Here is a 19,985-nt window from a genome sequence, read left to right on the forward strand (position 1 = left end):
CTGAAAAATTTATCGACTGACGGTGCTTCTACGCATCATCAGCACCATTGGAATACCGATGGCCATCACGGCGCCCAAGGTGCCGAACAACATGCTGAACGCCAGCATTTGCCCCTGCTCGCGCGCTTGCAGGTAAGGCATCAGGGCTATGGCTTGCTGGTGGCTGGCCAGGCCCAGGGAGAGAAACAACGGGTCGGTCTCCACGCCTCCCCAGCCGCTCGCGACGAGACTGGATTCGGTGACGTGTTCGGAGAGCAGGCGATAGCGCTCCCACGAGAATCGCGTGAGCAGCGTGGCGGCGATGGCGATGCCGACACTGCCGCCCAGCTGGCGCATCAGGTTCAGGACCCCCGAGGCGCCGGAGATCAATGTCAGCGGCAGGCGGCGCATCGCCAGGTTGGTCAGCGGTACGAAGATCATGCCCAGGCCCAGGCCACGGATCACCAAGGGCCAGTAAAGCGTGTCCGGGTTACTGTCGAGGGTGAACTGGGTGTGCAGGAACATGGCATAGCAGTACATCACGATGCCCAAGGTCACGAACACGCGCTCGTCGATCCTGTTTTCCTGGGACAGCTTGCCGATCACCAGGGTGCTGATGGCGCTGGCCACCGCTCCTGGAAAAATCACCAGCCCGCTCTGGTAGGCGCTCTGTGCCAATAAGGTCTGCAGGAACAGCGGCACCATGAACAGGGTGCTGTACAGCCCGAAACCCACGCAAAAGGCACAGATGCAGCCCATCAGGAATTCTCGGTTCTGAAACAGCGCGACATTGACGATCGGGTTGGTCACCCGCCGTTCCCACCAGAAGAAGCCCACCAGGCTGAAGCTGCTGAGCAACAGGCAGGCGACGGTCCAGTTGGACGCCATCCAGTCCCAGTGTTCGCCTCGCTCGAGCAGGATCTGCAGGCTACCGACCCCCACGGCCAGCAAGCAGAAGCCGCTGTAGTCGACGCTGGTGGGTTTTTGCTCGTTGGGCGAGTCATTGATACACATCCAGCACAGCAGCAGGGCCACGGCGCCGATCGGCAGGTTGATCAGGAAGATCCAATGCCACGACAACGTGTCGATCAGGTAGCCGCCGACGGTCGGGCCCAGAGTCGGCCCCATCATCACGCCCACGCCGTACAACGCCATGCCGCTGTTGACCTTTTCCTTGGGGAACACGTCGTAGATGATCGCCTGGGAAATCCCCAGCAACCCGCCGCCTGCCAAGCCTTGCAATACCCGGAACGCGACCAGTTGCCACAGTTCGGCCGACAGTGCGCAGCCCAGGGATGCCAGCACGAACACTGCGGTCGATACCAAGTAATAGGTACGCCGCCCAAACCACGCCGACAGCCAGCCACTGACCGGCAGAATGACCACGTTGGCCACGACGTAACCGGTGGAGACCCACGAGATTTCATCGACCGAGGCACCGTAAGTGCCCATCAGGCTGGGAATCGCCACGTTGACGATGGTGACATCCAGCAACTCCATCATCGACACCAGCGTGACGGTGAACGCAATCAGGTAGGGCGACCTCATAGGGTCTGGCTGCCGTTGTGGTGCGTGGCGACTTCAACAAAGGCACTCATGCCCGGGCTCAACAGCGCCTTGTAGTTATCCGGCACACCGGTAAGCGCGATGCGTACCTGCACACGCTGAACCACCTTGGTGAAGTTGCCCGTGGCGTTTTCCTGGGGCAGCAAGGAGAACTTCGCCCCGGTGGCCGGTGCCAGGCTTTCGACGACGCCGTCGAAGGTGTGCCCGGGGAATGCGTCCACGGTGACGCGGGCATTCTGGCCGACGCGTACGCGGCCCACCTGGGTCTCCTTGAAGTTGGCGGTGATCCACAGCGGGTCGGTTGCAATCAGGCTCATGAGCTTTTGGCCGGCAACCACGAACTGGCCGGGCTCCACCTCTTTTTTCGAAACAATGCTGCGCACCGGCGCGGTCTGGCGGGCGTCGTTCAGCTTGATCCTGGCTTGTTCCACTTCGGCTTGCGCGGCGGCGATCCGGTAGTCCTGCACCTTGAGTTCAGCCTTGTTGGCCAAGGTGCTTTGAGCGGCGGCCTGGGTATTACTGCGCGCCACTTCCTGAGCATGACGAAGGGCGTCGAAACGCGCCTTGGCCACTTCCTGGTCCTGAATGCTCAGCGCGCCTTGAGCACCCAGGCGACGGGCACGTTGGTAGTCGTTACGCGCTTGCTCAAGGTTGGCGCTCGACTGCGCCAGGGCCGCCTGCGCGGCATCGCGCAGGGCAACCGCACCGAGGACCTGGCTGTCCAGCGCACCCGGGGCTCCGGCGCGCCCGGCGGCGGCAAGCAACGCTTGCCATTGTGCTTCGCGCTGCTGCAGCTGGTAGTGATATTCACTGTCGCGGATTTGAAACAACAGGTCACCGCTTTGTACTGTGACGTTGTCCATCACCGGCACACTGATCACGACGCCCGATAGCTTGGCCCGCACCGGGATAATCACCCCATCGAGTTCTGCATTGTCGGTACTCACGTAGGTGCTGGAATACTGCCAGCGCTGCCAGCCCAGCATCAGCAGCCCGCCCACCACGACGCCGCACAGCGTCAGTTTTACCAGCTTGCCTTTGGTCATGAGGTACTCCCTGTAGTTGCGCGTCTGTGTCAAGCAGGCTCAGAAACGGTTTCGACCTCACGCACAGGGCGATCCGCAGTGGAATGGGCCTTGTCCAGCAGGAACTGGTGCACGCTGTTCCACAGCTCGATCCGTGAATTGATCGCGGTCTTGGCACTCTCGACCATATGCAGGTGTTGCGCAGGTGTGGTGACGATCTCGGCGATGATGCGCTTGGCTGCCGGACCATGGTCGTCGCCGTCCATTTCGATGTGGCGCTTCAAGTAGTACGTGAGCATCGGTACATCGTGCTCACTGACCGACCATTGCGACAGCAGTCGGCCGAACATATCGGGGATGATGTCTTCACGACCAAAGAAAAAGTACGCCAGCACCGCTTCGGTCGTGCCGTGTTGTGCAATGTCGAGGGTCTGGCACATGAACACTTTGGCGGCCGTTGGGATAGCCGGGTCGTTGAGCGCCTTTGCCAGGGGACCTGGGCCTTGATCGCTGCCAGGAAGCGGCGGAATACCGTGCTGTCGGCACCGATTTCATCCATGGCCGTGAGGTACAGGTCCAAGTGGCTGATAAAACCGCCATCGGGGTGTTCGTCGGTTTCTTCGCCGACCACGATTTCATTGATCAGACGGGCGGCGGTGATGTGTACCGGCGGCACCCAAGGCAACTCCACACAGGTAAGGTCGCGCTGGATGCGCTTGAGCAAGGTCATGAAGTCCCACACGGCGAACACATGAAACTCCATCAGGGTGCGCACGTCTTCTACGGTGCGGATGTTTGCAAACAGCGGATGGCTGAACAGCTGTTCGCGTTCGGTTTCAATGTGGCTATCGATGTTAAAAGGCATAGGTGCTCCTGCGGCCTGAGGGTTCAGGCGGAAAATCCATGGGGAAATTAAGGGTGTTTGTCGTTCAGCGTGTTTCCACGATAGGGGTGGCGACTGCAGGCGTATCGGAAGGACCGAACGAAGCGCTTTTCAAGCAGGTATTGCCGGCCTGCATACCACCCCGTGTCCAACAGGTGGCGGTGTACCTGGGGCAGTCGCCAGCAGGGTACCGCGGGATAAAAATGATGCTCCAGGTGAAAGTTCGAGCCGGCGTGCAGCCAGGTGTTGACGCGCGAGGTGCGTGAGCGCGCTGGCGGCTGTTGATGGCCCGCTTCGAAAGCATGTTCCTGATAGGCATTGACCGCCGAGATCAGGAACGCCACCGCCAGGCTCAAGGAAAACCCCAGAAGCAGCCCGTCGATGCGCCAGATAACCAGCCCGTAAAGGCTGAGCCATCCAGCCTGGCAGGCAATATTGCAGCGAGCCAGCCGTTGCACCTCAATCGCACTCAGCGGCAGTGGCGATGGCGTGTTCAGTGGGCCGAAGGCCAGGCGCCAGGTGGCCTGCAGATAGCGCAGGGTGGCGACCAGGCGCGACAGCATGATGCGGCTTGCCAGCGTGTGGTAACGCGAAAAGAGCCGGTAGTCCGGGTCCTTCTCGCTGTTGCTGTAACGATGGTGTTGCCAATGGTCCACGAAATAACCGGTCACGCAGAACCCTGGCAGCAACGAACTGGTGGCAATGCCCAAGTAGCAACTGTGCAAGGGGTTCGCACTCAAGTTGAAGTGGAAACCTTCATGCCCAAGGATCGCTTGCAGAAACAACCCATATCCGGCCAATACCACCAACGGCGAGCACACCAGCACCCAAAACACGGAGGAGGTGTTCACCACCCACACAAACAGCGCGAGAGGTAACAGGTAGAGACTCAAGGCGTAGACAATGATCAGCAACGATTCTCCTGATCGGGCCCTGAACAAGGCACGGTCGAGGCGGACCTGGGGTTTGGGGTGCAGGTGACTGGCCATTGGCGGCGGCTTACTCGATCAGTTCAGGCTTGAGCGCCAGGTGGCCGCCACGCGTGAGCGTGCGCAGGCGCAGGGCGATAAAGGTATCAACCACGCTTGGTATGCAGCGCGCGGTGTACATGGCCAGCGTGCCCATGAACGTCAGCCCACGGTTGCGCAGGCCATTTTTCTGGCAGGCGCGCACCAGGCCGGCAGCGGCTGCCTCCAGTTTTTCTTCCAGCGACAGCAGGGTCTTGTCACCCCACTTGAACGTCACCAGGCGCTTGACCGACAGGCCCACACGCTGCGCCGGCAAGTGGATCGCAGTGTCAATGAACCCCGGGTACACCGTGACCACGTCGAGTTCGCCGCGATACTGCATGCGCAATACATCCGAATAAGCGCTCAGTGCGCGTTTGCTGGCAGCGTAGGCGGCCACGTAGGGCGCGTTCACCAGCGCGAACAGTGACGACACGTTGACCACTTTGCCGCGTTTGCGCAGCAACCCCGGCAGGAACCCCGAAACCAATTGCCACGGCGCGAACAGATTCACATCGACCGCGCGGGTCACTTCATCGGTAACGCCGGTTTCGCCGCGTTCCAGGGTGAGGATGCCGGCGTTATTGACCAAAATGTCGATGTCACCGAAATCGGTGCTGATAGCGCTGATTGCGGCGGCCAGGGCGTGACGGTCGCACAGGTCGACTTGATAAAACGCGTCCAGCAAGCTGCCGTCCTGCGACGTAAGGATGTCTAGACCAATCACCGTGGCGCCCTGTTGCTTGAGCTTGCTGGCGGTCGCCAAGCCCAGGCCGCGCGCAGTGCCGGTGATTACGATGATTTTTCCGAGCAGGTTCATGGGTGCGCTCCGGTCATGCTGAAGGTTGAGTCGGTCAAGTAGGTGTCGAGGTTGGTCGCCATCGAGATCTTTGCCGGGGGATGGAATTGCAGGCCGCGGCAGGCCAGTAAGCCGTTGGAACTCTGGTTGCTGGTGATGAACGCCATCCCGCCCAACATGGCGTGGGCCTGGTCGGAAAGCTGGGCAAGCCGCTGCTCGATGCCGTAGCGGACCAGCAGCAGGCGGGCCAGCACGTTCGGCAAGTCCTGCGGGTTGCGCTCGATATCCAGGGCTGCGCCTTCCAGCGCACTGATCGCCAATTGCAGGTCGGCTGCCAGGTCCACGCGGTGATGGGCGTTCCAGCGTGCGGCGTCGGTCACTGACTCGACCAGACCCGCGCAGGCGCCTACATAAGACGCGCATATCAGCAGTTCGAACCAGATAAACCCCACGGTCTGCACGTCACCCAGCAGGTGGGTGTAGCCGGCGGAAAACAGCATGCGCTCAGGCACCAGCACTTCGATGCTTTCAGCAGCGGCCAGGGCGCTGTTCTGCCAGAAGGCACTGCGGCTGATGCCCGATGCAGTGGCGGGAATCAAAGCGACCATCAGTTCTTCACCCGCCGGGGTTTGGCGGATGTAGCTGGCAGTGAGCAGGTCCATCGACTGCCCGAGGCAGCAGGGTTTTTTGCTGCCGCTGAGCAATACCCCTTCCGGGGTGTGCACCGCCTGCATGGCCGAATCGAGGATCCCGGCGCCCGATGTGCCCTCGGCAAATCCCGACGACAGCAGCAGGCGGTTTTGTGCGACGGCGGCCAGCAACAGGCCTTCGGCGCCACCGCCGTTTTGTGTGAGCGCCAACAGGCTCGCCACGGAAAACTGGTGCATGGTGCTGGCAACCGCCAGTGAGGGTGACCGTGCGCCAATGGCGATCTGCACATGCATTGCGTCGAGGATGTCCGCACCCAGCCCGCCTGCTGCGTGGTTGACCAACAGGCCCACCGGGCCATGTTGCTTGAACAGGGCGATGACGTCGCTTTGGGGGGCTTCGCGCTGGCCGGCCGGGATCGCCGCCAGACGCTCGTCAAAACCCGGGGCGTAGCGTTGAAGCAGGGCGCGCGAGCGGTTCAGCAGTGACAGTGACATGGTTCACGCCTTCAAGTAGCTCGCCGGAAACAGGCCGGTGATGATTGAGTGGATGTTTTCCCGAATGGCCTGTGTGGCCACCGGGTCGAGCATGTCCGCAAGCATCGGAAGGCCCAGGTCGAAGCGGGATTCAAAGGTGATGATCGCGTCTTTGCCGTCCGGCAAAACGTGCCAGGTGCCGGAGAAGTGATCGACATCGCCGGCCATTTGCTCGAAATGAATTTCCCGGGTCTGGGCATTGAACGTGTCGCGCTCCTGCCACTTGAGGATGCCGCTGTGGAAGTTGACCTCCCAGGAGGTGAACGAGACCTGGTCGCTGACTTTGTTGACGGTGATATTACGCACCGATTTACACAGCTCGACGTACTTGCTGAAATCGCTGATCACGGCAAATACTTCATCAGCGCAGGCATGGGGAATATGGGCCTGCACGTTGACTTCTTGCATGGGGAAAAACTCCATTCAAAGGGATGGCATTGAGGTGGTCAGCGCCTGCGCGAAGCCTTCGAGCAACCAGTTGCAATCCTCGGTGCTCAACAACGGCGACGGCGTGAGCCTCAGCACCCGATGGTCATTGAGCGAGTGGCACACAATGATTCGTTGCTCGATAAGGGCCATGACCATGTTTGCTGCGATCGAGGCGTCGGCAAATTCAAAGCCGAACAGCAAACCCGCGCTGCGCAGCTCGACGCGCTCGGCCCAGCCCCGTTGTTGCAACAGCGCGCTGAAGCGGGCATGCAGGTCCTGGCCGAGCAGCCGAGCACGCGCTACCAGGTCTTCTTGCACCATCACCTGCAGCGTGGCCTGTACCGCCGCCATCGCCAGCGGATTGGCGCCAAAGGTCGAGGTATGGACCGTGGGGTTGCGGTTGAAAGGCGCATAGATCGTAGCGCTGGCACTCACCGGTACGCAGCCGCCCGACAGGCTTTTACCTACCAGCATGATGTCGGGCACCACCTGCTCATGGTCGCAGCCCCACCAGTAGCCGGTGCGGCCCAGGCCCGACTGGATTTCATCGATAATCAGCACGGCGCCATATTGATTACACAGCTCGCGTACGCGTCTGAGGTAGCCCGGTGGCGGCAGGACCACCCCAGCTTCGGCCTGGATCGGTTCGAGGATCACGCAAGCCTTTTGCGACGATGCCCGCAGTTGCAGCTCCAGTGCCACGCTGTCGCCAAACGGCACAAAGTCGCTGTCGCTGAGCAACCCACTGAACGGCTCGCGGTAGCTTTCGCGGCCGGTGACGGCGAGGGCACCGAGGGTCTTGCCGTGGAAGCCGCCGAGAGTTGACAACGTGCGGCGGCAGCCGTTGAGGCGGGCGAGTTTAAGACCGGCTTCAGTGGCCTCGGCGCCCGAGTTGCAAAAGAACACATACTCAAGATTGCCTGGGCAATGTGCAGCCAGTGCGTGCGCGGCGAAAGCCTGCTGCGGATTGAGCAACAGCTTGCTCGCCAGCGCATTTTTCTGCAGTTGCCGGGCGACCGCTTCCACGACCACCGGATGGCCATGGCCCAGGAAAAACACGCCGTATCCGCCGGCGTCCAGGTACTGGCGGCCTTGGTCGTCATAGATGTAGACGCCACGGCTGGACTGCTCGATCGGCAGGTTCATCAGCGAAGCGAGGCGTGCGTAGCCCGAGTTGACGTGCTTGCGTAAATACTGGTCGACCTGTGCGGCGTCGATGGCGGGTTCGACGACAAGCGGGTTCATGCCGCGCTCGCTTGTGTGGACGGTAACACCGGCTGCTTGAGCATCCTCGTCAAGGCTCCCAGCTTGGGTGCCAGGTGGTTGAGCGACAGCAGTAACTCACGGCTGACATCGCGCTGGCTGAACGCCGTTTCGCCGAGTAACTGCGGCAAGGACGTGGGCAGCGGCGTGCGCAGGCAGGCATAGCGGCACAGCTGCGTGGCGCGGGTCAGGGCGGCCTGGATATTGCCGGTCAGCGCCGGAAGAAATACCGGGCGGATCAACCGTTCGTAAATGTCCGGCGCCAGGCATCGTGGCCGTGTGAACGGTTGCGCCTGGGCTTGCATGGACTGGCACATCAGGTCCAGCAGACCATCTAGATCAAGGGACTGGGGACCGCTCGTAAGAAAATAGTCTTCGCCGATCAAACGCTGGCGCAGCGCATTGGTAATGGCCTGTGCCGCGACATCACGGGCGATCAGGTCGACATAGCCGGCAGACGGGCAGGGCACGATGGGCAGCACGCCGGACATCATCAGCCCCATGGTCATATGGAAGCCCTGGAAGTTAGGCATGAACCCGGTCTTCGCATCGCCAATGATGATGGATGGACGAAAAATCGACACATCGATACCGGCCGAGCGAACCAGGGTTTCGGCTTGGCGCTTGGCGACTTCGTAAGGGGTCTCGGCTTGCACGCCTTCGTAATAGTCGCAGGGATGGGTGAAGGCGGTGCTGATGTGATACAGCGGAACCTTGGCTTGCTTCACAAAGGCCACTACGTTTTCGGTGCCGAGATAGTTCACCGAAAAAATCTGATCGATATCGCCGTCCAGGCGAGTCACCGCTGCGGCGTGGATCACCCAGTCGACACGCTCAAGCAGCGCTGAATGAACGTCGGCGGCCAGCCCCAGGCGAGGGCTGCAGATATCGCCCGTGAGCACTTCCACCCGGGGATCGCGGATGCGGCTTTTACGCGCCAGGCAGACCAGGTCAAAGTCTTCCGCCAGGCAGTCGATCAGTGACTCACCCAGTACGCCTGAGCCTCCCGTGAGAAGGACAGTTAATTTTTGCTGTGCTGACATGTAGTTGCGCTTCCCTGCGGACTCATCGAAACAATTAACGGGGCCATTCGCCGAATCGCAGGCACGGGTGCCCCGAGCGAACACTTTTATTCACGGTCGGTGCCGCTGAATTGTTCTGGAGGGAGACGATCAGCGCTTACCGTTTTTGCGAATAAGATGCGATCGATATTGGCGTTTTGATATCAGCGCGTCTTGAACGAAACGCTTGTCTTGCGCAAAACCTCTGCGGCGGTGCGCGGCGTCATACCGATCATGCGACGCATGATGCGGGCCAGGTGCGCCTGGTCGGAGAAGCCACCTTCGGCGGCGGCGTCCGATAACGTCGAACCGCCGGCCAGGGATTTGGAGGCCTGTTCCAATTTGTTCCAGATGATCCACTGGGAAAGGGACACCCCCATCTGGTGGGTGGCGACGCAGCGCAAGCGTGGGCTGGACAACCCCACCGCATGGGCAGCGCGACTGACGCAACCGGGACCGTCGCGGTCCAGGCGCAGAATATTCAGGGCTTTGTACAGCCTATGGTCGATCGGCGTGGTAATCGCGAGCAAACGCGAGAGGGCGTCGACAAATTGCAGGAGGGATGTGGCGCGGCGAAAGCACTCCAGTAATTCGTCACTGGCCAGGGCGATGCCATTGTCTTGCAGCAATGCACTGAGCGCACGGCCCAATGCCGAGTCCGGGCTGACATACACAAACGCCACTGGATGACTGTCGGCCACGGCCCGGTGTTCGACATTGGGGCCGATGATCACACCCGCTGCGCGGATCGACTGTCCGGGCAGTTCCAGGGTGACGGGTTGATCCAGACCGATGCACAGCTGAATGGCAACATGGGAGTGGGCGGTGTTTTGATCAGCACGGCCAATGTAGCCGGCCCACGAGTCGCCAAAGGTAACGCTGCCATCCCACATTTAAGGTCTTCCTGACGCATTGGGTGAGTGTTGCACGCGTGCAGGGTAGGCCTTCGCAGGTCTGGATTCAAGTGAGTGGCGTCCTCCAAAGCATGCCTGCGGGGTAGCGCGGGAACGCAATGGTGCTCGGTGGCACAGTCCTTTTGAAATGGCTGTGCCACCTGCCTTTGCGGTAGTTACGGGTTGTCGATGCCTATCGATGCAGATGAACAACTCACTGACAGCCCGGAACGCAAATGCCTCACTGCTCCTGGCTGCAATCACGCGGGGTGATGCCTTTCTCTTTCGCGTACCCGGCCGCGGAGGCTTCGATGATCGGTCGCAGCAGCGCACGGTCGGCTTGTACCCAGTCGCTGATCAGGTTCCAGCGCTGGCCGTCCCATTGCTGGAAGCGCACGGCGCCGCCGCCTTCGTGGTCGGCGCAGGACAGTTTCAGCGGTTGCACCAGGCCCTTGGCGCCCAGCGCTTGCAGGCGCGCGTCGTCCAGGTTCAGGTGTTCGAAGCCCCAGCGCACTTGCTCGCCCGTGAGGGGCTTCTGACCATATTTTTCCTGGGCCAGGCGCAGGGCTTCGACGTTGAGAATGCCGTTGACCACGCCCAGGTTGTAATACACGGTGCCAAATCGTTTGGGGTCGGCCAGGTTGCCCTTGCCGGCATTCACCACGCTTTGCGCGATGCCTTGCAGCACCGGGAAGTCAGTGCCCGACGGGTGCGTGGTGATCGAGATAAACCCCTTGGCGGCGGCACCGGCCGGTACCACGTCTTCTTCGGAGTTGCTCCAGATATTGCCGATGATGTGATCGGCCGGGTAGCCGACTTTCTGCGCGGATTTGAGCGCCACCGGGTTCATCACGCCCCAGCCGCGCAGGATCACCCAGTCGGGCTTGAGGCGACGGATGTTCAGCCACTGCGATTGTTGCTCGTTGCCGGGGTGCGGCACTTCCAGCAAGGTCAGTTCGAAGCCGGCGTTTTTCGCCAGGGTCTGGAGCACGCCGTTGGTTTCCTTGCCGTAGGGCGAGCCGTGGTAGAGCACCGCGATTTTCTTGCCCTTGAGCTTGTCGGCGCCGCCTTCGCGCTGGCCGATGTAGTTGATGATCGCCGAGACTTCCGAATACGGGTTCAACTGCAACGGGAATACGTAAGGGAATACGCTGCCGTCGGTGGAGTCGGTGCGGCCATGGTTGATGGTGATCAGCGGCAACTTGTCGGCCGTGGAGCGTTCCAGCGTGGCGTAGGCGATGCCCACTGACAGCGGGTTGGTGGCGGCGGCCGGCGCACCGTTGAGCCCGCCCTTGAGGCGTTCATAGCATTCGACGCCTTTTTCCACCACGTACTCGGTCTCGCATTCGCTCCAGGTCAGCTTGACGCCGTTCACTCCGCCGTTGGCATTGATGTATTGCAGGTAGTCGATGAAACCGCCGAAGAAACCGCTGCCGCCAGCGGCGTAAGGGCCGACCCGGTAGCTCTGCAAGGGGAAGTACTGTTCGTTGGCGGCCTGGGCGCCGGCCGTGAGCCCGGCGGTGATCAGGGCCAGGCACAGGGCCAGGCGGCGCAGCGATAAGCGGTGTGTCATGGAGGTCATTCCTGGGGGTTATGGGGTTCAGTAACGCAGCGGCCAGACCCTGGCCCGTTGACGAAAGCGCTGCCACAGACGGGCCAGCCCCTCCGGTTCCTTGATCAGAAAAACGATGATCAGCGCGCCAAACAGCATCTTCTGGATGTTCTCCAGCTGGCCCGCATCCATCAGCCCGGCGGGCAACAGGGCGAAGAGGTTGCCCAGCAGGATCGGGAATAACACGATGAACGCGGCGCCGAGAATGTTGCCGAGCACGCTGCCCAGCCCGCCGATAATGATGATGAACAGCACCTGGAACGAGCGGCTCAGGTCAAAGCCGTGAGGTTCCACCGTGCCCAGGTAGGCGAACGCCCACAGGGACCCGGCGACGCCCAGGTAGAAGCCGCTGATTGCAAACGCCAGCAGCTTGGCCTTCAACAGCCCAATACCGATCACGGCAGCGGCGGTGTCCATGTCGCGCACGGCCATCCAGTTACGCCCCAGTTCGCTGCGCACCAGGTTTTTACCCAGCCAGAACAGCGCCACCACCACGGCCAGCGTCAGCACGTAGCGGCCGCGCGGTGAGCTGAAATCCAGTCCGGCAATCAGCAGCGGCGGGGAGGTGATCACGCCGGACGCGTTGTCGTTGGTAAACCAGCTGAAGCGGGTGAGCACCCACTCCACCACGAATTGCGCGGCGAGGGTCGCCACCAGCAGGTAAAACCCTTTGATGCGCAGGCTCGGCAACCCGAAGAACACCGCCACCCCGGCGGCGATCACACCACCCAGGGCAAAGCTCACCAGCAGCGGCAGGCCGGGCAGGCGTAAATGCAGGTTGTAGGCGGCAAACGCGCCCACGGCCATGAACGCCGCCGAGCCCAGTGAGAGTTGCCCGGCGTAGCCCGTCAGCAGGTTGAGCCCCAGCCCGGCCAGCGACAGCACCAGCAGCGGCACCAGGATCGCGCTGAACCAGTAGTCATTGCCCAGCCAAGGCACCGCAAAAAACGCCACGCCCAGCAGCAGCCACAGCGCGACGCGGTCCTGACGCAGGCGAAAGGTGCGGCGCTCGGCCGCATAGGAGGTGCTGATTTGACCGGTTTCTTGATACAGCATGCAGGTAGTTCCCCAAGGACAATCAAACCCGTTCGATGGCGCGCTCGCCGAACAGCCCGGCAGGCCGCACCAGCAGGAACAGCAACGCCAGGACATACGGCACCCAGTTTTCAATGCCGCTGCCGATGAGCGGGCCGAGGTAGATCTCGGCGACTTTCTCTGCCGCGCCGATGATCAAGCCGCCGACAATCGCCCCGCCGATGGACGAGAACCCGCCGATGATCAGCACCGGCAGCGCCTTGAGCACCACCAGCGAAAGCGAGAACTGCACGCCCAGGCGCGCACCCCAGAGCAACCCGGCCACCAGGCCGACACACCCTGCCACCGCCCACACCAGGGCCCAGATGCGGGGCAGGCGGATACCGATGGCCATGGACGCCAGCGGGTCGTCGGCCACCGCGCGCAACGACAGGCCCACCCGCGTCTTGTTGAACAGCAGCGACAGGACGATCACCAGCACGGCTGCGGTGCCGGCGGCAAACAGATCGAATTGCGAGAGCAGCATGCCGCGGATTTCCAGCGGTTCGTCGGCGATGCCCAGGTCCAGTCCGTGCACCTGTGCGCCCCACAGGAACTGCGCAAACCCTTCGATCATGTAGGACAGCCCAAGGGTGACCATGAACAGGATGATCGGTGGCCGGTTGACCAGCGGGCGCAGCACGACCTTTTCAATCAGCAGCGCCAGCACCACCATGCTCGCCAGGGTGACCAGGAACGCCCAGGCGAACGGGAAGCCGCGCTCCAACAGGCTGACAAACGTCAGCGCGGCAAACAGCACCATGGCGCCCTGGGCAAAATTGAACACGCCGGAGGCCTTGTAGATCAGCACAAAACCAATCGCCACCAAGGCATACATCACACCCGCCAGCAGCCCGCCGATCAGCACTTCGAAGAAAAATTCCATGCTCAGGTACCCAGGTAGGCGGCGATCACATCGGGGTTGGCGCGCACCTGTTGCGGGGTGCCGTCGCCGATCTTGCGGCCGTAGTCGAGCACCACCACGTGGTCGCACAGGCCCATGACCACGCCGATGTCGTGTTCGATCAACACCACGGTGGTGCCGAACTCGCGGTTGATGTCGCGGATGAACTGGCTCATCTGCGCCTTCTCCTGGGCGTTCATGCCGGCCATGGGTTCATCCAGCAACAGCAGGGTGGGTTCGGCGGCCAGTGCGCGGGCCAGTTCGACACGTTTTTGCAGGCCATAGGGCAGGGTGCCGACCAGCACATGGCGCCAGGGATGGATCTGCAGAAAGGCAATCACCTTTTCCGCTTGCAGGCGGTGCGCGTCGTCCTCACGCGGTGCCCGGCCCAGGCGCAGCATTTGCTCGAGCCAACTGCTGCGGCGCTTGAGGTTGCGCCCGGTGAGCACGTTATCGAGCACGCTCATGCCCTTGAACAGCGCGATATTCTGGAAGGTCCGCGCAATCCCGCCTTCGGCTGCCTGGTGCGAACGCATGCGTTTGCGGGTCTGGCCTGCGTACTGGATGCTGCCGCTTTGGGGGTGGTAGACCCCATTGATTACATTCAGCAACGAGCTTTTACCCGCGCCGTTAGGGCCGATCAGGCCGCAGATGTCGCCGGCCTTGACCTCGAAGCTGATGGAGGTGATGGCCTTGATGCCTTTGAACGACAGAGAGATGTCATCGAGCCGCAGTAATACCGCTTCAGTGGGTGTGCGCATGGAAGGCTCGTCAGGCAGATTGAGGCAGCAAGTGGTCGCTGGGTTCGTGGCGGGAAGCGGGTTCTTGCCAATGGCCGGGACAGATGCCCAGGGCACCGAAGAACGCCGCACTGTCCGGATTCAACGCTGGCCCGACCAACAAAGGCACGCGCAGGCGACTCATTCCCAGTACATCCAGCAACGGCCGACGGACCAGCCAGTGCCCCAGCCAGCGGCGTAGGGGGGATGGGCTCGGCTGCATGCCCCAGCGGTACACGCGATGGCTGAACGTCCCCGGCAGCGGCAGGCGTTCACGCACCCACTGCTCCAGGCGTGCATAGGATCCGCGGGTGCCCAGCACCAGGGTCGGGCCCAGTTCGCGACGGTCGGTGTCGCGGGTGGCCAGGGCCTCCGGAAAGTTCAGCCCAAAGCCGGCATGCAGCCAGGGCGCAAGCAGGTAGCGTGCTTGCCCGCTGGCGGCAAACACCCGTGCGGCCAGGGCCTCGTCGTCGGCGCCGAGGTGTTCCCGGTCGACCAGCGCACGGGCGCCCACGAGCAACTGCGCATGGGTCAGGCGCAGGGTGGTCTCGGCATGAAAGACGAAGGCCGTGGCGTCGGGTTGCGGCGTGTGGGCGGGGGGCGGGGCATCGGTACGCAAGTCGGCATAGTCGATCAAGCCGGCGTCCGGGTACTGGCTCAGGCCACGCCCGTCGAGGAACACCACCACGTCGCGCTCACGCAGTTGTTGCAACGTGTCCAGGTCTTGCACGATCACGAAGCGCGGCCGCAGCACGTTCAACAACGCCTGGTTGTCGCGCTCCGGGTCGAGCAGTGTGACGCTGGCGCCCAACCATTGCGCCGCCAGCGCCAGCAACAACGCTTCGGGACGCGCCTGGCTGATGATCAACAGGTCATCGTCACGCCCCAAGCTGCGCTGATGCAAGGCAGCGGCGAGCTGGCTGACCTCGCGAGCCACCTCGCTCCAGCTGCGCTCATGCCAGATGCCCAGGCGCTTGTAGCGCAAAGCGATCGCCGACCCGCGGATGTGGGCTTGACGCAACAGCGCCTGGGGCAATGTCTGGGGCATGGATAGATCCTTCGGGGTAGGAGCAAAGGTGATTGCATGCGCCATGCCAGAGGGATAAATGCTTTTATTTCAATTAGATACGTAACGTATCTGGTAATTGGCGTGTGTTGATTCAGTACAAGCTGTCCAGGCACTGTTGGTGCATGAACAGTGCTGTCAGCCGATGGTTAGGGGCAGAAGCAAACGAGGTACGCGACGGTGTGTGCAGTTTCAAACCGGGAAGGTGATTCAGTTCGTCAGACCTTTTAGAAATTCAACCGATTTAGCATGGGCATTGCTCATATGCCTGAAAACCAGCGTGTACGTTCTACTCGGGGTCGCTTTTGTTAATGTAAATGCGCAAAAAACACCTCTGGCATCTGCCTAACATGGACCATCCATTACAGCAGCATCAAGATGCCAGGAGACCTACCGTGCGCTTTGTAAATCCCATCAAGCACAGTTTAAAGAGCGCCAAATCGACAGTCGGTTGTTGGTTGACGCTTGCGAGCCCGGCCGTCGCTGAACTGATTGCCCATTGCGGTTTTGATTGGTTGGTCATCGATGCTGAGCACGGCCCTAGTGATACACAGGATATCGCTGCTCAACTTAGAGCGATTGATGCTGCAGCCTTTAACGGGGCAAGAGCGGTAGGTGCTGTGCGCGTCACCGCCAATGATCCTTCTATGGTCAAGCGCGCCATGGATTGCGGGGCGCAGACGATTATTTTTCCCAACATAAATACGGCGGCCGATGCAAAGGCCGCAGTGGCGTCGATGTTATTCCCATTGCCCGACCAGCCGGGCATCAGAGGTGTAGCAGGAATGGTAAGAGCAGGGAGCTATGGGTTGGACAGCGACTACGTCAAATCCGCAAACAGCCAGGCTTGCGCCATTGTTCTGATCGAGTCAGTGGAGGGGGTAAAGAACGTTGACGCTATAGCTGAAGTCGAGGGCGTGGATTGCCTATTCATCGGCACAGCAGACTTGTCTGCGAGTATGGGCTATCTGGGCCAGACCGGACACGCTGATGTAAAGGCAGCTGTCGAGAAAGTCTTGGCGGCGGCACGCAAGCAGTCTAAGGCAGTCGGCATCTTTGCAACTTCGGTGGAAGAGGCCCGCCAGTACCGGGAGAAAGGTGTGACCTTTATCGCGCTGCATTCTGACACTGGATGGCTGACCAAGGGGGCAACGGACGCCTTGGACGCACTTAACTTAGAAAAATAATACAGCAGTGATGGTCGAGAAGTTTAGATCAATCGTTCGTTATTTAAATGAGTCAGTGGAGATTTTAAATGTCAATGTCAGACCGTGATGGGAAAATCTGGAAAGACGGTGAGTTGGTGGAGTGGCGTGAGGCCAATACTCATATTTTGACCCATACACTGCATTATGGCATGGGCGTGTTCGAGGGTATGCGCGCATACACAACGCCACGCGGACCTGCAATTTTTCGACTGAAAGAGCATATTCGCCGTCTTTTTAATTCCGCAAAGATTTTTCAGCTGGAAATTCCTTTTGATGAAGAAACCATTCGTAACGCATGCGTAAAAGTCGTCCAAGCAAACAAGTACGACGCTTGCTATCTGCGCCCTTTGGTTTGGATTGGCTCGGATTTTTTGAGCATCGCGGCAAAAAATAACACAATTCATGTTGCTACAGCTGCCTGGCCCATGGGCTCATACTTGGGGGAGGACGGCATGGAAAAAGGTATTCGAGTAAAAACGTCGTCTTTTACCCGCCATCATGTCAACGTTTCCATGGTGCGTGCAAAAGCCTGTGGTTATTACATCAACTCCATCCTGGCTAACCGAGAGGTCACTTCGCTCGGGTTTGATGAGGCGTTGTTGCTCGATACTGAAGGTTATGTAAGTGAGGGTGCAGGCGAGAATGTTTTCATGGTTCGAGACGGGGTTATTTACACCCCCGATTTAGCGTCTTGCCTGGAGGGTATAACGCGTGATTCGGTGATGATTATTGCTCGAGATTTGGGTTTCGAAATTCGGGAAAAACGAATTACTCGCGACGAGTTGTATTGCTGCGATGAGGCATTCTTCACGGGTACTGCTGCTGAAGTCACACCGATTCGTGAGCTCGATGGTCGGACAATCGGTGCAGGCTCGCGAGGCCCTATCACCCAACAGCTTCAAGAGATCTACTTCTCCGCAGTACATGGCACTAATGAAAGATACGCTCATTGGTTGACCTATGTGTGATGACCAAATGAAAATCGATTCTTATTCATAAAATATAGGAGGCGCTACCGAGGCTGAGTATAGGTGCACAGGTAAGTGCGAGCCGTCAGCATTGTCTAAAACAATAATAATATTCTTTGCTTAATTGATACTGCTAGCCATCTATGTCATTCAGCCCTGGAGTCTCCATGAAAAAAATTAGCGTTGTATCGATGATGATTGCCTCTGCGTTGTGTTCAGCCGTCGGGGTAGCCCATGCTGAAACTATCAAAATTGCAATCGCTGGGCCTATGAGTGGGCCTGTGGCTCAATACGGAGATATGGTATCCGCAGGTGCCTTGACGGCTATTGAACAAATGAATGCTGCAGGTGGTGCAAGCGGCCAAACATTTGAAGCTGTGATGATGGATGACGCGTGTGAGCCTAAACAGGCAGTGGCCATTGCTAACAAAATTGTCAGCCAGAATATTCGGTATGTGATCGGTCACGTCTGTTCGGGATCTGCTATTCCTGCGTCAGATATTTATGAGAATGAAGGCGTGCTGATGATTGCCCCTTCGGCAACAGCCCCTCAGTTGACTCAAGGTAAAAATCGAACGCTGATTTTTCGCACGATCGGCCGAGATGATCAGCAAGGGCCTGCGGCTGGTAAATACATAATTGAACACGCCAAACCAAAGCTCGTCGCCATTTTGCATGATAAGCAATCCTACGGCCAAGGTATCGCGACGTCAGTAAAGCAGACCATTGAAAAAGCTAACGTGCCTGGGGCGATGTTTGAAGGCATTAATGTTGGGGATTCTGACTATTCTTCTGTGATCACCAAACTCAAAGTCCTGGGGGTCGACTTTGTGTATTTTGGCGGCTATCACCCAGAGATGGGGCTTCTGCTTCGCCAAGCGCGTGAGCAGGGCCTGAAAGCGGTATTCATGGGGCCGGAAGGGGTGGGCAATCAAGATGTTACCGCTATTGCGGGAGCCGCTTCAGAAGGGATGCTTGTGACATTGCCCGCTGACTTCTCGGCCGATCCAGCAAATGCGGCGCTCAATAAAGCGTTTACCGATAAAAAGCGCGACCCGGGCGGCCCGTTTCAGCTTTCTGCATACACCGCTGTCAAGGTAATTGGCGACTCTATCAGTGCAACGAAGAGTTCGGACCCAAAAACAGTATCCCAGTACATGCATAGCCATCGATTCACTACGCCGATTGGTAATATTGCGTTTGATGCTCAAGGTGATCTCGAAGCCTTCAAGTTCGTTGTTTACACTTGGCATAAAGATGCCACGAAAACAGTAGCTGAATAGGCTATACCCACGTCGCCTCACTGCTGTTCAGTGAGGTGTATATGCTGTTTTAGAGGCATCTTTGGATGAACGATTTTCTCCCCCAATTTATCCAGCAGCTAGCCAATGGGTTAACGTTGGGTTCAATATATGCCCTTATAGCAATTGGCTATACCATGGTGTACGGCATCATCGGCATGATCAATTTCGCCCACGGCGAGATTTATATGATCGGGGCTTATATAGGGCTGGTGACCATCACCGCAATAGGCGTCACGTCGGGTTACCCGCTGCCGTTGGTGCTGGGTGGCGCGCTATTGGTCTCGGTCGCTGTCACCGGCTTATACGGATTTGCAGTCGAGCGCGTCGCCTACCGACCGCTGCGCGGAGGACCTCGGCTTGTTCCGTTAATCTCCGCTATCGGCATGTCGATATTTTTACAAAATTATATTCAGATCGGCCAGGGATCGCGTGATATTTCGGTACCCGTGTTAGTACCAGGGGCCGTTGAATTCCAATTGGCTGGGAGTTTTTTTGATATCACTATCCCCTATTCAAGAGTCATCATTTTTGGTGCTACTTTAGTTTTAATGGTTGCCTTGACTGTTTTTATTGGTTATTCCCGTATGGGGCGAGCCTGTCGCGCGTGCTCTGAAGATATGCGCATGGCGAATCTTTTAGGGATTGATACTAATCGAGTCATTTCCTTTACCTTCATACTGGGTGCGATGCTGGCCGCAGTAGGTGGGGTTTTGATCGCGCTGGCAATCGGAAAACTAAGTCCTTTTATTGGGTTTATTGCGGGTATCAAAGCATTCACAGCCGCAGTCCTGGGCGGTATTGGAAGTATTCCAGGTGCGATGCTTGGCGGTATTCTTTTAGGGCTGGTAGAAACATTTGCTGCAGCTTACTTGCCTGCAGAATACAAAGATGTTGTTGCCTTCGCTTTGTTGATTTTGATTCTCCTCTTTCGACCTACAGGTCTGTTGGGCAAAACAAACGTCGAGAAGGTATAAGCTGATT

General features: G+C 59.2%; 18 protein-coding genes and 1 pseudogene. 4 read left to right on the forward strand and 15 right to left on the reverse strand.

Annotated elements, in window-relative coordinates; genetic code table 11:
• Positions 1-9: 9 nt before the first annotated feature.
• From C4J87_RS12090 to C4J87_RS12160, 15 genes and pseudogenes are all read right to left on the reverse strand, one after another.
• Positions 10-1,527 (reverse strand): DHA2 family efflux MFS transporter permease subunit, encoded by a 1,518-nt coding sequence (locus C4J87_RS12090; protein WP_124366966.1) that lies wholly within the window; start codon positions 1,525-1,527, stop codon positions 10-12.
• The gene (locus C4J87_RS12095) at positions 1,524-2,591 is read right to left on the reverse strand and encodes an HlyD family secretion protein (RefSeq protein ID WP_124366967.1); all 1,068 of its coding nucleotides are present in this window, start codon (positions 2,589-2,591) and stop codon (positions 1,524-1,526) included. Before C4J87_RS12095 ends, C4J87_RS12090 begins: the two co-directional genes overlap by 4 nt.
• A gap of 29 nt (positions 2,592-2,620) precedes the next feature.
• Positions 2,621-3,435 (reverse strand): annotated as a pseudogene (locus C4J87_RS26660) (DUF3050 domain-containing protein).
• 47 nt (positions 3,436-3,482) lie between these two features.
• Positions 3,483-4,367: a fatty acid desaturase gene (locus tag C4J87_RS12105; RefSeq protein WP_256680070.1), complete on the reverse strand. Its 885-nt coding sequence runs from the start codon at positions 4,365-4,367 to the stop codon at positions 3,483-3,485.
• A gap of 85 nt (positions 4,368-4,452) precedes the next feature.
• Positions 4,453-5,280 carry an SDR family oxidoreductase gene (locus C4J87_RS12110; protein WP_124366969.1) on the reverse strand — a complete coding sequence of 276 codons (828 nt, stop codon included), beginning with the start codon at positions 5,278-5,280 and terminating at the stop codon, positions 4,453-4,455.
• Entirely contained in the window at positions 5,277-6,404 is a 1,128-nt protein-coding gene (locus C4J87_RS12115) for an acyl-CoA dehydrogenase (protein WP_124366970.1), read from the reverse strand. The genes C4J87_RS12110 and C4J87_RS12115 overlap by 4 nt, the downstream gene beginning before the upstream one ends.
• A gap of 3 nt (positions 6,405-6,407) precedes the next feature.
• Complete coding sequence (locus tag C4J87_RS12120; protein WP_124366971.1) at positions 6,408-6,851, reverse strand: type II toxin-antitoxin system RatA family toxin; 444 nt, start codon at positions 6,849-6,851, stop codon at positions 6,408-6,410.
• Between the two features lie 15 nt (positions 6,852-6,866).
• Entirely contained in the window at positions 6,867-8,117 is a 1,251-nt protein-coding gene (locus C4J87_RS12125; protein ID WP_124366972.1) for an aspartate aminotransferase family protein, read from the reverse strand.
• Entirely contained in the window at positions 8,114-9,178 is a 1,065-nt protein-coding gene (locus C4J87_RS12130) for an SDR family oxidoreductase (protein ID WP_124366973.1), read from the reverse strand. Before C4J87_RS12130 ends, C4J87_RS12125 begins: the two co-directional genes overlap by 4 nt.
• Positions 9,179-9,360: 182 nt before the next feature.
• The gene (locus C4J87_RS12135; protein WP_124366974.1) at positions 9,361-10,089 is read right to left on the reverse strand and encodes an AraC family transcriptional regulator; all 729 of its coding nucleotides are present in this window, start codon (positions 10,087-10,089) and stop codon (positions 9,361-9,363) included.
• Positions 10,090-10,330: 241 nt separating this feature from the next.
• The gene (locus C4J87_RS12140; protein WP_124366975.1) at positions 10,331-11,662 is read right to left on the reverse strand and encodes an ABC transporter substrate-binding protein; all 1,332 of its coding nucleotides are present in this window, start codon (positions 11,660-11,662) and stop codon (positions 10,331-10,333) included.
• A gap of 27 nt (positions 11,663-11,689) precedes the next feature.
• Complete coding sequence (locus C4J87_RS12145; RefSeq protein WP_124366976.1) at positions 11,690-12,757, reverse strand: branched-chain amino acid ABC transporter permease; 1,068 nt, start codon at positions 12,755-12,757, stop codon at positions 11,690-11,692.
• A gap of 22 nt (positions 12,758-12,779) precedes the next feature.
• Entirely contained in the window at positions 12,780-13,661 is an 882-nt protein-coding gene (locus tag C4J87_RS12150) for a branched-chain amino acid ABC transporter permease (protein ID WP_124366977.1), read from the reverse strand.
• 2 nt (positions 13,662-13,663) lie between these two features.
• Positions 13,664-14,440, reverse strand: a complete 777-nt coding sequence (locus tag C4J87_RS12155; protein WP_124366978.1) for an ABC transporter ATP-binding protein — start codon at positions 14,438-14,440, stop codon at positions 13,664-13,666.
• 10 nt (positions 14,441-14,450) lie between these two features.
• Positions 14,451-15,506 carry an AMP-binding protein gene (locus tag C4J87_RS12160; protein WP_124366979.1) on the reverse strand — a complete coding sequence of 352 codons (1,056 nt, stop codon included), beginning with the start codon at positions 15,504-15,506 and terminating at the stop codon, positions 14,451-14,453.
• A 413-nt stretch (positions 15,507-15,919) separates the two neighbouring features.
• On the opposite strand from C4J87_RS12160, the gene C4J87_RS12165 reads away from it, so the two are divergent.
• The 4 genes from C4J87_RS12165 to livH all read left to right on the forward strand — a co-directional run bounded on the left by C4J87_RS12165 (position 15,920) and on the right by livH (position 19,978).
• On the forward strand, positions 15,920-16,711 hold the full coding sequence (locus tag C4J87_RS12165) for an HpcH/HpaI aldolase/citrate lyase family protein (RefSeq protein ID WP_218566966.1): 792 nt from the start codon (positions 15,920-15,922) through the stop codon (positions 16,709-16,711).
• Between the two features lie 68 nt (positions 16,712-16,779).
• Positions 16,780-17,700 carry a branched-chain amino acid transaminase gene (locus tag C4J87_RS12170; protein ID WP_124366980.1) on the forward strand — a complete coding sequence of 307 codons (921 nt, stop codon included), beginning with the start codon at positions 16,780-16,782 and terminating at the stop codon, positions 17,698-17,700.
• Positions 17,701-17,867: 167 nt separating this feature from the next.
• On the forward strand, positions 17,868-18,983 hold the full coding sequence (locus C4J87_RS12175; RefSeq protein ID WP_124366981.1) for a branched-chain amino acid ABC transporter substrate-binding protein: 1,116 nt from the start codon (positions 17,868-17,870) through the stop codon (positions 18,981-18,983).
• A gap of 65 nt (positions 18,984-19,048) precedes the next feature.
• Positions 19,049-19,978, forward strand: coding sequence for a high-affinity branched-chain amino acid ABC transporter permease LivH (gene livH, locus C4J87_RS12180; RefSeq protein ID WP_124366982.1), 930 nt, complete (start codon positions 19,049-19,051; stop codon positions 19,976-19,978).
• Positions 19,979-19,985 lie beyond the last annotated feature (7 nt).

The sequence above is a fragment of the Pseudomonas sp. R1-43-08 genome, from assembly GCF_003852255.1.
GTDB lineage: Bacteria > Pseudomonadota > Gammaproteobacteria > Pseudomonadales > Pseudomonadaceae > Aquipseudomonas.